The organism is Nocardia lijiangensis NBRC 108240, assembly GCF_001613045.1.
GTDB lineage: Bacteria > Actinomycetota > Actinomycetes > Mycobacteriales > Mycobacteriaceae > Nocardia > Nocardia lijiangensis.
Window position 1 is genome coordinate 1 of record NZ_BDBP01000033.1, and the last position, 13,077, is coordinate 13,077.

General features: G+C 68.7%; 10 protein-coding genes. 3 read left to right on the top strand and 7 right to left on the bottom strand.

What is annotated here, in order from left to right:
- The coding region (locus NL1_RS13205) for a LysR substrate-binding domain-containing protein (protein WP_067838692.1) at nucleotides 1-653 on the top strand (653 nt) is incomplete at its 5' end.
- A gap of 7 nt (nucleotides 654-660) precedes the next feature.
- Here the strand turns inward: NL1_RS13205 and NL1_RS13210 are convergent.
- The 7 genes from NL1_RS13210 to NL1_RS13240 form a co-directional block, all read right to left on the bottom strand.
- The gene (locus NL1_RS13210; RefSeq protein WP_084510553.1) at nucleotides 661-2,940 is read right to left on the bottom strand and encodes a serine/threonine-protein kinase; all 2,280 of its coding nucleotides are present in this window, start codon (nucleotides 2,938-2,940) and stop codon (nucleotides 661-663) included.
- Between the two features lie 179 nt (nucleotides 2,941-3,119).
- Entirely contained in the window at nucleotides 3,120-5,327 is a 2,208-nt protein-coding gene (locus tag NL1_RS13215) for an MMPL family transporter (protein ID WP_067838694.1), read from the bottom strand.
- A 134-nt stretch (nucleotides 5,328-5,461) separates the two neighbouring features.
- Nucleotides 5,462-6,985, bottom strand: coding sequence for a bifunctional 3-(3-hydroxy-phenyl)propionate/3-hydroxycinnamic acid hydroxylase MhpA (gene mhpA, locus NL1_RS13220; RefSeq protein WP_067838697.1), 1,524 nt, complete (start codon nucleotides 6,983-6,985; stop codon nucleotides 5,462-5,464).
- On the bottom strand, nucleotides 6,982-7,338 hold the full coding sequence (locus NL1_RS13225) for a DoxX family protein (protein ID WP_067838700.1): 357 nt from the start codon (nucleotides 7,336-7,338) through the stop codon (nucleotides 6,982-6,984). The genes mhpA and NL1_RS13225 overlap by 4 nt, the downstream gene beginning before the upstream one ends.
- Nucleotides 7,335-9,242 (bottom strand): acyl-CoA synthetase, encoded by a 1,908-nt coding sequence (locus NL1_RS13230; RefSeq protein WP_067838703.1) that lies wholly within the window; start codon nucleotides 9,240-9,242, stop codon nucleotides 7,335-7,337. Before NL1_RS13230 ends, NL1_RS13225 begins: the two co-directional genes overlap by 4 nt.
- Complete coding sequence (locus NL1_RS13235) at nucleotides 9,239-10,177, bottom strand: fumarylacetoacetate hydrolase family protein (RefSeq protein WP_067838706.1); 939 nt, start codon at nucleotides 10,175-10,177, stop codon at nucleotides 9,239-9,241. The genes NL1_RS13230 and NL1_RS13235 overlap by 4 nt, the downstream gene beginning before the upstream one ends.
- The gene (locus NL1_RS13240; protein WP_067838709.1) at nucleotides 10,174-11,307 is read right to left on the bottom strand and encodes a VOC family protein; all 1,134 of its coding nucleotides are present in this window, start codon (nucleotides 11,305-11,307) and stop codon (nucleotides 10,174-10,176) included. Before NL1_RS13240 ends, NL1_RS13235 begins: the two co-directional genes overlap by 4 nt.
- A gap of 134 nt (nucleotides 11,308-11,441) precedes the next feature.
- Between NL1_RS13240 and NL1_RS13245 the strand changes: the two genes are divergently transcribed.
- Both NL1_RS13245 and NL1_RS13250 read left to right on the top strand, forming a co-directional pair.
- Nucleotides 11,442-12,104, top strand: a complete 663-nt coding sequence (locus NL1_RS13245) for a TetR/AcrR family transcriptional regulator (RefSeq protein WP_067838712.1) — start codon at nucleotides 11,442-11,444, stop codon at nucleotides 12,102-12,104.
- 107 nt (nucleotides 12,105-12,211) lie between these two features.
- A complete protein-coding gene (locus NL1_RS13250; RefSeq protein WP_067838714.1) occupies nucleotides 12,212-12,946 on the top strand; it encodes a GTP pyrophosphokinase in 735 nt (244 codons plus the stop codon).
- Nucleotides 12,947-13,077 lie beyond the last annotated feature (131 nt).

Here is a 13,077-nt window from a genome sequence, read left to right on the forward strand (position 1 = left end):
GCGAGGTCCGCGGACGGCTTGCCGTCGGCCTCATCCCCACGGTCGCCGCGGTCGATGTGCCCGGCGCGCTGCGGGTTTTCCGCGCGCGCTACCCGCACGTGCGCATCGGCCTGCGGGTGGGCGCGAGCGAGGATCTCGTCGAGCAGGTCGAGCGGGGAGCCATCGACGTGGCGTTCCTCGGGCTGCCGACCACCGCGCGACCCCGCGGGGTCGCCGCCCACGAACTCGCCCGTGACCGGCTCGTCGCCGTGGTCGCGCCGGACCATCCGCTCGCCGGGGAATCGACGGTCGACCTGCGCAGGCTCGCGTCCGAGGTCTTCGTCGACCTGCCGGCCGGAACCGCAGGACGCGTCCAATCCGACCAAGCCTTCACGGCCGCCGGTCTCGACCGCGACGTCGCGTTCGAAGTGACCACCGCGGACTACATCACGCGACTCGTCGGCCAGAACCTCTGCGTGGCCATGCTCCCCGCCGCCTACGCCCCGCAGCTCACCGGCGTGGTCACCATCGAGGTCGACGACGCGCCCGCCCGTGTCGAGTACGTCGTCTGGAACCGCTGCGGCCGCACGCCGGCGGCGGCCGCGTTCCTCTCCATCCTCGATATCCCGATCCCGGGCACGCCCGCCGACGGTCCGGCGGGCGCGGCTCACTGACGCGCGATCACTTCCCCGGTCCGGCCGGACCGGCGGTTCTGCGGCGCCTCGGGCGCTCGGAGCGGTCGCCAAGGGCAGGAACGGCGATCACCCGATCCAGCGCGCGCAGGTCGGCGTCGAGCTTCCTGAACAGCCAGTACGCGGCGACGAAGGCGAGGCCCGCGCCCGCGCACAAGCCGAGCACCGAATCGCGTACGAGCGCAAGCTCGTCCGATTCGAGGGCGCTGAATCCCGCAAGCACCCCGATCACCGGCACCGACGCGGAGACCGCGAGATAGACCGTGGTTCTTCGACGCAGCCAGTGCAGATCGGCCGAGTCGCGCTCCGTGGCGCGGCCGTGGCGCAGATAGATGGGATAGACGCAGCGAACGACATAGAAGGTGGAGAGGAAGAACGTGTAGGCGACGGAGATGGTGCCCGCCACCAGCACGGTCATCGCCGCGTGGATCTGTAGCCGCAACGGCAGGTCGGTGAGCCAGCGCAGCAACAGCACGCCCGTCACGGTGGCGATGAGCGCGCCGAGAAGGGTGTTCAGCGCACACAGATCGCCCCACAGCAGTGTTCGCGATCGCATCCGCGCGAGCGTCGACTCGTCATAGCGCCTGCCCTCGCGCAAGCCGCGCAAGACCGCAAGCAAGTCACGCGATATGTACACGTAGATGACGACGGCCAACGGCAAGACAGCGAGGATGCACGCGATCACGCCCCTGTCGATCTGCGAGTTGATGGCGTCGGGCACGCGCTCTCTGATCAGGTTCTGGGCGTGTGTGGCCAGGTAGCCCGTAGCCAGGCCGATTCCGACCAGCGAGGACAACCACAGGATCGGGGTCGGCCACCGCGAGAGGCGCGCCCGCCAGCTGTCCGGCGGCGGATAGACGAGGTCGCGGGCCCGCGCCTCGAGGCACAGGTCGAGCTGCTGGGCCAATTCCGAACCGCACGAATAGCGGTCCGCGCGGTCGGGCGACAGGCACTTCAGCAGCACTTGACGCAGGGCCGCGGGGCAGTCCGGCGGTAGATCGGACAGGAACTTCGAGTCGATCGGCCTGCGCCGCAGTTCGAGCATGCGGGCCAGCGACGTCTCCGACTCGCCCGCGGATGTTTCGTCCTCGAAGGGACGCCGTCCGGTCAGCAGTTCCCACAGCATGACGGCCAGCGCGAAGATGTCGCTTCGGGTGTCGAGGTCAGCGGCGGTCGCGGGCAGCTCCGGGTGACAGGCCTCGAGCTGTTCGGGCGACATGTACGACAGCGATCCGCCGAAGTACGCCAGCGGACTCGCGCCCTTGACGCGTGTGCTGAAGCTGACGTTGAAATCGGCCAGCTTCGGGATGCCTTCGGCACTGAGCAGGACGTTCGCGGGTTTGATGTCGCGATGCAGCACCCCGCGCTCGGACGCGTGCTGCAACGCGTCCGCGAGCCGGCGGCCCAGCCAGGCGACGGTCTCCGGCCAGGTCAGCGCGGCGGTCCGTTCGCGAACAGCCGAATCGGCGGGCCGCACCTCGCCCTTGTCGGCAAGCACGTCGTCGACCGCGTCGAGCAGCAGCTGCCCGGTGTGCTGTCCCTCGGGCGTCGAGCGCCGCAAGCGCAGCACGTCGAGCAGCGTTCCGCCCGGTAGATACTGCATGTAGAGCAGCTTCAGCTCGCCGTCGGCGATGAGTCGCTGGTCGAAGATGCGCACGATGTATTCGTGGTCCAGTTGGGCGAGGGTCTGCGGCTCGATGCCGTGGTTGTGGGAGATCTTGACCGCGACAAGTCGCTGCATGGATTGTTGCCGGGCGAGGTACACCTGGGCGAAGGCGCCCGCGCCGATCCGCATCAGCAGGTCGAAATCATCGATACGGTCGCCGACATCGATGGCGTCGAGCAGCACTTGCGCACCTGGACGAGCGATCATCGTGCTGCGATAGTCGCTGCTGAGCTCGGGATCCTCGGCCGCGCCGGTGACCTCGGCGAGGGCGGCGGGAGCGTCGGCGGTGTGCACACCGCGGCGCACGGCGTGAAGTTCCTCGTAGACGAGTTCGGCCGGGAGCGGACCCTCGCGCAGCTCGGTGAATTCCGCGCGGTAGTCGATCAGTCGCTTGGGAAAGTGATGACGCAGCCAGCGGTATTCGAGGTCGATCTTGATCAGTTCGATCAGCACGGTGCGCCGCGCCCACGGTTCCCGCGGCAGGTACGCCGACAGGTCGGGCGGGGACCCGGATGCCCAGGCCTCGGAAAACCGCGCCACGGCGGTGGCCAGCGCGGTGCGGGTACGTTCGGCTGAATCGACCAGGTCGATCGGCTCGTACATCGCCTAGCTCGGGATCAGCCTCGGGCGATCACACGGCGGGCTGCGCGCGATGTGGCCGTACTTCTCGGTCGCCCCACAGTAGCTCCTTTCGCCATCCTCCCCGCTCAAGGGTATCGCTCCACAATCAGCGAATGTGTGGCAAATTCCGGCTCGCCCGTGGCGGACATGCGCGAGCGGCGCTATCGCACGGATGACGCCGCGGATTCGGTGCGGGGAGCGAGCCGATGTTCGAGTTCGGCGCCTTCGATGTCGAGGTCGGGAACGTAGCGGGCGAACCATCGCGGGTGGTACCACATGCGGTTGCCGACGAGCGCCATGATGGCGGGCACCAAGGTCAGCCGGACGACGAAGGCGTCGAGCAGAACGCCGACGGCAAGGGTGAACGCCAGCGGTTTGACGATCGGGTTGTCGACGGTGGTGAAGGCGACGAAGACGGCGAACATGATCAGCGCGGCGGCGGTCACGACGCGCGCGGAGTGGGCGACGCCGTTCTGCACCGAGGTGACCGCGTCCGCGGTGCGGGTGTGTTCCTCCTTGATCCGGGAGACGACGAAGATCTGGTAGTCGCTGGACAGACCGAAGATGATGGCGAGGGTGATGATCGGCAGGAAGCTCAGCGTCTGCGCCTTGGTGACGTCGAAAAGTTCGGCGCCCCAGCCCCATTGGAACACCGCGACCTGTGCGCCGAGGGCGGCGAAGACCGAAAGGATGAATCCGGCGATCGAGGACAGCGGGACCAGGATCGTGCGGAACGCGATCGTCAGCAACACCAGCGCCAGGCCGACGACGACCGCGAGGAAGATCGGCAGCGCCTCGGCGAGCCGGTCCGAGGTGTCGATATTGGCGGCCGTGGTGCCGCCGACCAGATACGTTGCCCCGGTGCCGCTTTCGAGGCGGTCGCGGTCGGCGCGCAGCCGGTTCACCAGGTCGGCCGTCGCGGGGTCGTCCGGCCCGGTCCGGGGGAAGACCTGGATCAGCAGCAGTCCGTCCCCGGTGCCCGCGGGCTGCACCGCGGCGACGCCGGGTTCCTGCTGGAGCCTGCCCATGAGGGTTTGCGCCGCGTCCGGGCCGGTGGCCCGCGACAGGTCGGTCACCACGAGCAGCGGTCCGTTGAAGCCGGGTCCGAACGACTTGTCGACCAGCTCGTAGGCCTTGTGGGCAGTGCTGGAGTCCGGCTGCGTTGCGCCACTGGGCAATCCGAGTTCCATGCGCGTGACCGGGAGCGCCAGCATCGCGAGCAGCGCGACGCCCAGGATCAGCAGCGGGATACGGAATCTCGTGACGAATCGTCCCCACGTGTGCCCGAACGTGCGCTCGGGCTCGTAGGCGGCGATGCGCGCCACCTCCTCCGGCCGCCCCGGGTGCAGCGGTGGCGAGATGAACCGGGCGACAGTGTCACCGGCGAAGGCCAGCAGGGCGGGCAGCAGCGTCAGCGCGACGAGCATGGCCACCAGCACCGCGCCCGCCGCGGTCAGGCCCATGACGGTGAGGAACGGGATGTTCGCCACCGCGAGTCCGCACAGCGCGATGATCACGGTGATCGCCGCGAACACCACCGAACTGCCCGCGGTGCCGACCGCGAGTGGAATGGATTCCGCCGCGGCCATTCCCAGCACGATGTGGTGCCGGTGCCGCGACAGGACGAACAGCGCGTAGTCGATGCCGCAGGACAGGCCGAGCATCAAAGCCAGCGACGTCGCCGCCGACGGCACGTCGACGTAGGCGGCGACCCCGAGGATTCCGGTGAGCCCGATACCGACGCCCACCAACGCGGTGACGATGGGCAGGCCCGCCGCGACCGCGGCACCGAAGGTGATCAGCAAGATGATCAATGCCGCGACAACGCCGAGAAGCTCCGGCGTATGCGGGATTTCGGCCGTGAAGCCGGGATAGACCGCGCCGGAGAACTCCACGTCGAGTCCCGCCTCCCGCGCGGGGTCCGCGACGTGGGTCACCCCGTCGAGGGTCTCCTCACCGACCTCCCCCGCGGACACCGAGAACTGCACTCTGCCCAGCGCGACGCGCTGATCCGGCGACACCGCCTTGGCCTGGAACGGGTCGACGACCGCCGCGACCTGCGGCAGCCCACGCAACCCGGCCATCACCTGCTCGATCTGACCGGCGACCTGCTGGTCGGTCACCTTGGCCATCCCGGGCGTCGCGAAGACCACCTGCATCTGCGCGCCACTGAAGGCGGGTATGCGCTGCTGCAGCAACGACACGGCTTCCTGCGATTCGGTACCCGGGACCGTGAAATTGTCGGTCGTCTTGCCACCGGTTCCGGCGGCGAAGCCGACCGCGCCGGCCAGCAGCACGATCCAGATCGCCAGCACCCACCAGCGGCGACGGACTACGACCTGCCCGAGCGCGAACAGATACCGAGACATGCGGATCCTCTCACCGAGTCACCAATCGACGGAGCGGCACGGCGCCATCCGCACGATAACACGGTAAGTGATGATTTCGTCAAAAACGTAGTAATGGTCAGCAATCATTCGTGCGGCGCGGTCGGCCCGCGCGCTCAGCCTCGATCGCCGGGCGCGAACCGCGGCACGGCCGCACACAGCGCGGACAGGTTCGTTCCGCAGCGCTGCACGGTTCCGTCGGGCCGGACCAGGGCCGCGGACGCGTGACCGCGGCGAAGCCAGCGGTGCAGGGCCGTCCCCGGCGCCGCGGGAAGCACGACTCCGCCGCGTTGCGCGATCCGCGTCCGCTCCGCCTCAGGCGGGTCGAGTGCGGTGATGATCGCGAACCGTCCCGCAACGATGTCGTCGACCGGCCGCCCGTCGGACAGTCGATCGTTCGGGGTCAGCCGACCGGCCAGACCGCGGCGCAGCAACGGTGCGATGACCAGGTCGGAGCGGCGCAGCGGCGGGGATTCACCGCTGGTGAGCATGCGGGCGAAGCCGGGCACCCGAGCCAACCGCGGTGCGATCAGACCGCGCAGGTGGTTGCCGAACTCGCCGCCCTGGGTCATGGTCGCGCCGGTGAGCTTGGCCAGCCGGATCATGGCCCGCGCGTGCGGTTTTCGCTCGGTCTCGTAGGTGTCGAGCACGCTGCCGGCGAGCTCGCCGCGCAGTACCCCGGCCAGCTTCCAGGTGAGATTCGCGGCGTCGCGCAGGCCCGCGCCCATGCCTTGGCCGATGAACGGCGGCGTCAGGTGGGCGGCATCGCCGAGCAGGAATACCGGCCCCTTGCGCCAGCGGTCGGCGAGCTGGGCGCGGAAGGTGTATTCGGCGACCCGCACCAGCTCGAGGCGCTCGAACGCGGCCGTGTCGAGCCACGGTGCGATCAGCGGTCGCAGCTGCGGCAGGTCGCGGAAGTCCGCGGCGGTTTCGCCGGGGAGAAGCCGGAATTCCCACCGGTAGCGGGTTTTTCCGATACGCATGTAGGTGGCGGCGCGCTTCGGGTCGCAGACCTGGTGGACGCCCTCCCAGTGCCCGAGGTCGGCGGTCGTGGCGATATCCACGACCAGCCAGCGCTGCGCGAATCGCAGATCCTGCATCCGCGCGCCGATCTCGTCGCGGACGAGACTGTTGGCTCCATCGCAGCCCAGCAGGTACCCGGCGCGCACGGACTCGTCTCGCCCGGTCGCCCGGTCGGCGAAATCCACCCGGACGCAATCACTCTCGATGGTCACGGCGGTGACTTCCGCGCCGCCACGCAGTGTCACCGACGGGTAGCGGCTCAGGTTGGCGCGCAGAATCGCTTCCAGTTCCGGCTGGTCGAACAGGTTCGCCTCAGGGTGCCCGTTGCGATCACCGTCCGGATCGCGATCGAATTGCGCAAGCACCCGCCGATCGGGATCGATCAGCCGCAAACCCAGTGCCGGGCGGGAGATCGCGTCGAACTCGTCGCCGACGCCGAGCCGCTCGACGATCCGGCGGATTTCGCCGTCGAGGTGGACCGCGCGCGGCTGCGGATAGACGCCCTCCCACCGTTCCAGAATCAGGGACTCGATCCCGTATTGCGCCAGCAAGGTGGCCGCGGTGAGTCCGGCCGGGCCCGCTCCGACGAGCACGACCGGAATCGTGCGCATGGTCACGGAAGAACTCCGGACAGGGTCACCACGTAGCCGGCGGCGGCGAGGGCGGTCACGGCCGCGGGCGCGATGTCGGGGATGCCGTCGCCGTTGCGGAGATGGGTGACCACGGCGCCGCACATCAGCAGCGTCAGCCCCGTTCCTGCCGCAATGCCGATCGGCGGGAGCACGAAACCGAGCAGCACGCCACCGGCCGCGACGATTTCGAGTGCACCGATACCCCGGTAGGCGGTGGTCGTATAGCCGAGATGCTCGGCGCGTTGACGCATCGGGGCGAGCGCCAGCAGCTTGGCCGCTCCGAAGGACAGGAACTCCGCCGCCAGCAGACCTGCCAGCACGTTCGACACGATTGTCATTGCAACTCCATAACTTTCCAGGCGATCGCGTAGCGACCGAGAATGGTTTCGACCTCCCGTTTGTCGGAGGAGGGGTCGAGTTCGACCGTCGCGACGATCGCGCCGTCCTCGACCGCGGCCGTGATGGCGCGTACTCCGGCGGTCTCGGCGAGCGCCTCGAGCAGTTCGCGGCGGGTGGCGTCGGCGCGCAGGCCGAGCTTGTAGGGCTTGCCGACGTCGGTGACCGGGAGCGCGTCGAGGACGGTGACCGTCTTGGGTGCGGCGGCGCGCTCGTGCACCCGGTCGGCGGCCCACTCCACCAGCTCCGATTCGGTGACGTCCGTGCCTGCCGTGAGCACGACATAGGCGACGGGCACCTCACCGGCGTGCACGTCCGGGCGCCCGACCGCACCGGCGGCGCCGACCCGCGGGTGCGTCAGCAGGGCGTCTTCGATGGTCGCTGGGTCGATGTTGTGGCCGCCGCGGATGATGAGATCCTTGGCGCGGCCGTGCAGGTGGAGGAAGCCGTCCTCGTCGATGTGGGCGAGATCGCCGGTGTCCAGCCAGCCCCCGACCAGTGTGCCCAGCCCGTCGAGTGTATGGCCGCGGTCGTCGCGACCGGTCACGTAACCGGCGAAAACCGTTGGGCCGCTGATGATCAGCACGCCGATCTGCCCGGCGGGCAGCTTCTCCCACTTCCCGTCCCCGTTACTGCGGACGACCTCGACATGCTGGTACGGCATGCGTTGCCCTACCGCGCCGGGTCGAGGCCGCTCCGGGAAGCTGCGAGCAGTCGCACAGGTCGCTTCGGTGAGGCCGTAGCCCTCCACCAGGGTCACGCCGGTGTGCGCCTGGAAGTTCTCGCACACCGCGCGCGGCAACGGCGACGCGCCGACCAGCGCGTAGCGCAGGCTGGAGATGTCGGCGTCGATCGGGCACTGCGCGAGCACGGCGTACACGGTCGGCACGGCGCTCATCGCGGCGATCTCGTAGTGCGCCACGATGTTCCAGAACTGCGCGTACAGGGCGAAGTCCCGATAGCCGAGCGGTCCCGCCCACACCACCGATTGACCGCGGAACATCGGCGCGAGCAGGGTGACGACGAGGGCGTTGACGTGGAACAGCGGTAGCGCGGCGAAGACGACCGCGTCCTGATCGAGCAGCGAGTTGGCGGCGATCATCCACGCGTTGGCGACCTCGCCGGAGTGCCGGTGCGCGGCCAGCTTCGGCACACCGGTGGTGCCTCCGGTGTGGAACAGCGCGGCCAGATCCGAGGCAGCGGGCGGCACTCCGCGGAATCGCGACGAATCCTGTTCGCGTGCAAGGGTATCGAGGTAGCCGATCCGAACCCCGTCGATCGCGGGCAGCGCCTGCGGCAGCTCCGTGGCGGCGGTCGGGCGCAGCGCCAGCACCGCGTCCACCAGTCCGGCAGCGGCCAGCTCACCCGTCGACGCCCAGGTGTCGGCGGCGAGTTCGGGACCGGCGGAGATCACCACCCTGGCACCGGAGCGGCGCAGCAGTTCGGCGATGTGCGCACGCGAGAGTCCGCCGTTGATCGGCGCGGCGATGCCCGCCAGCTGCGCGGCGAGGGTGGCGGGGATCAGCTCGGCGCAATTGGGCGCGATGAGCGCGACGGCGTCGCCGCGGCGCACGCCGAGTTCGCGCAGGAGGTTCGCGTACCGGTGGACATCGGCGAGTAATTCGGCGTAGGAGCGCTGCAACGGTTCTCGCCAGCGCGCAGCCTCGGGCAGCACCGTGAGCGCGTTGCGTTCCGGCCACCGCGTCGCGGCCCGGACGAGCAGGGCGTAGGTCGATTCGGGCAGGCCGCGCGCGTCCAGGGGCACGGATTCGATAGCCGCCAAGTCCTCGGGACCGGCGTAGCGGGGCCAGAGCAGGTCTTCGGCCTCGAGCGTCGTCTCGGTCACCGGGCGTACCTCACCACGGTGCGCTGGCGGCCCAAGTCGATGGCGCCGTCGTCGGTGCCGATCGCGGCCTCGACCACGTCGCTGTCCTTCAGGTACTTCGGATTCTTGGCCTGACCCTGGAAGAACATCTTCCACTTGACCGCGGGCGGCAGGAGGTTGGCGACGAACTGCACCGGCTTGGGCGGCGCGCTCAGCGCCGTGCCGATCGGCGTCCCGGTCAGCAGCAGATCCCCGGCGTCCATCCGCTGGAAACGCGTCAGCGTGCGCAGGGTCTCGACCGGACGATAGATCATGTCGGCGACCGTCATGTCCTGCCGCACTACGCCGTTGACCCACAGTCGCAGCCGCAGATCGGTGAACCGCTTCAGCTCGTCGGCGTCCAGCAGCACCAGCGCCGGTCCGACCGGGGTGAACGTCGGATACGACTTCGCCTCGTAGAACTGGGTTTTCGGCAACTGGACATCGCGGGCGGAGATGTCGTTCGTGACCACGAGTCCCGCGATGTAGCCGGAGAGGTTGTCCGCGGTGATCTCCGAGCCGACCGGCATTTCGCGGTCGAAGACGAGCCCGATCTCCACTTCGTAGTCGAGCAAGCGCACATGGGCGGGCCGGACGACATTGTCGTGGGGGCCGCTGATCGAACCGGAGCTCTTGCGGAAGAACGTCAGCGGCACGGTCTCCGGATCCATGCCCGAGTCCTTCACGTGCGAGGCGAAGTTGGTCATCTGCGCGACCACCCGGCACGGCGCGGTCACCGGCGAGATCAACGAAAGACTCTCCACCGCAACGACCTCCGTGCCGGTTGCGGCCGCGGCGATCGCGTCACGGTCGGCGAGCAGCTCCCCCGTGGTCGTCGCGGCGGTATCGATGCGGGCCGCGCCGGTGGGCGTCTGCACCCACCAGGCGTCGGCGGTGCGAAGAACGGAAAGGGTCATGAATTGGCTACTTTCAACAGGCCGCGCAGGCGGCGGAGATCGAATTCGTTGTCCTCGCGCAGCGAATCGACGATCGCGCGCACTTCCCGAAGCGATTCGGCTCCGGGAGTGATGCCGAGGAAGTCCTTGGTGGCGGGCGGACCCCACTGCGCAAGACCCGTGGCGCTCATCGGGGCCCAGCCCGGCTCGACCGAGCCGTCGAACATGTCGCCGTCGCTGAAATGCTCGACCATGAAACCGTCCGGATCGCGCCAGTAGTCGAAGATCTGACTGCCCTGGATATGGCGGCCGATCCCCCACGACCGCCGGTAGCCGCGCTCGCGCAGGTATTCGCCGCCCGCGGCGAGCGCGTCCAGATCGGCGACCTGATACGCCGAGTGCAGATACCGGTTGGACGGCCCCAGCGTCAGCGCGAGCGTGTGGTGATCGGCCGGAGTCACGCCACGGTCGCAGCGGATGAAGCTCATCACCGGCCCGCGCCCGCGCTGGCCCGGGTAATAGAGGAAGTCGCTGACGATCATGCCCAGGTTCCGCAGATACCAGTCCAGCGTTTCCCGGTACCTGGTGGTCTGCACGACGACGTGCCCGAGCCGCTGCACCCGCGCGGGCACCCGCGGCGGTCGCTGCGTGCCGTTCACGCGCACCACCTCGTGTCCGAGGTTGAGCACATGCGGTTGCTGCGGCTGTAGTGCAGGCAGTTCGTGGGTCTCGGCGACCACCCGCACCCGCAGCCCGCTCGGATCGATCAGATCGACGCCGAGCCCGCCGATCGACTCCGGCAGCGGCGCTACCCGCGCATCCGTGGCGGCCGCCAACCGCAGCAGGTCGGCGGAATCGGCGGCCAGGAAGGCCGGGCCGGCGAACCGTGACCGCGCACCGCGGCGGATGAGCACACACGGCGAGCCGGGATCGGATCCGCGCAAGTGCACCTCGTCGGCCGTGCGGTGCGCCGTGGTGAAACCGAAAGCGTGCGCGAAGGCTTCGGCACGCTCCAGATCGGGCTTGGCGAACTCCAGCCACGCCAGATCGAGCACCTTCACCACCGGATTGCGCGCCCGGCCCGGATGCTCGCCCGCCAACGCGCCGCGCTCGCTGTGCAGACCGCTGTGCACATCGTGATGGCCGCTCATCGACCACTCCTTCCAATTACTGACGATATCGTCACTCACGAACAAGTAGTCAGTCAAGAGGTTCTGACAAATTCGTCAATACTGACCGGGGCGCTACGATGGCGTGCGAAGAACTCAGGGAGAGGTGATCAGCGATGACCGCGCAGACCGGCTCGGAACCCAACCGCCTGGAGCGCCGCAAGGCACGAACCCGCGCGGCGCTCGTGTGCGCGGCGCAGTCATTGCTGGCGGAGGGACGGCTGAACGTGCCGATCCTCGAGATCACCCAGGCGGCCGACGTCGGCATGGGGTCGTTCTACAACCACTTCCAGAGCAGGGAAGAGCTGTACCGAGCCGCCGTCGAGGAAGCGCTCGACCAGCACGGCGCGCTGCTCGACGTGCTGTGCGAGGACGTGGACGACCCGGCCCAGGTGTTCGCGCAGAGCTTCCGCCTCACCGGCCGCCTGCACCGGCGCAATCCCACCCTCAGCAAGGTCCTGCTCAACGACGGACTCAACCTCGCGAGCTCCAGCAAGGGACTCGCACCGCGGGCTCGTCGCGACATCGAAGCGGCCGTCCACGCGGGCCGCTTCCACATCAGCGACCCGGAACTGGCCATGACCATCGTGACAGGCGCCGCCCTGTGCCTCGGCCAACTGCTCCACGATCGCCCCGAACGCGACGACGCCGAGGCCGCCGACCAGGTGACCGAGGACCTGCTCCGGATGTTCGGCCTGTCCGCCGAGGAAGCCCGCGAGATCTGCGCACGCCCGCTCCCGTTGCTCGACGCGCCACCCAGGGACGGCACCGCCGCCTGAGCCGTCGGCTACCGCGCGGCGTCGCGGCAGGCGACTCAGCAGCATCTCAGCCCACGGTGGCAGACTGTCAAGAGAGGGCAGATTCGAATCGGCAGAATGCGAATGGAATGGATTCACCGAACACCGTGCGTGACGACGACCTGGCTCACTTTCGCACCGAATTCGCCCGCTTCATGATGTCCTACCAGTTCGTCACCTCCGAGCTGATGACCAAGATCAACATCTTGAAGGACGAATTCACCTACATCCACAAGTACAGCCCGATCGAGCATGTTCGCTCGCGGCTGAAGTCCCCGGAAAGCATCCTGCACAAGCTGCAGCGCAAGAACATCCCGGTCACGCTGCACGACATCAGGAAGAACATCGTCGACATCGCCGGGGTGCGCATCACCTGCAGCTTCATCCAGGACACCTATCGGATCGCGGACATGCTCACCAGCCAGTCCGACGTCACCGTCACCGAGGTGCGCGACTACATCGCCAACCCGAAGCCCAACGGCTACAAGAGCCTGCACATTCTGCTCGAGCTGCCGGTGTTCATGAGCGACCGCGTCGAACACGTGCCCGCCGAACTGCAGATCCGCACCATCGCCATGGACTTCTGGGCCAGCCTCGAGCACAAGATCTACTACAAGTACGGCGGCGACATCCCGGCCGAATTGCTCGCCGAGCTGACCGACGCCGCGGACGCCGCGAACCGCCTCGACATGCGGATGGAACATCTCCACGAGCGGGTCGCAGAATCACGCCTCAGCGCCCCCGCCGAGGAAGGCGTGATCCCGCTGCCCACACCGCTCGAACTGATCGAGTCCCTCGCCAGGCAGCACCACATGAGCAGCTAGCGCGCTGCCCTGGTAACTGCCGTGGTGGAGCGCGAGGGTGGCCGCGGGCCGACTCACCGGATCGGAGCCGCTCAGCTCGACTTCTGCCCGTCGAGGGTCTCGCGCAGGATGTCCGCGCGCCCGGCGTGCTG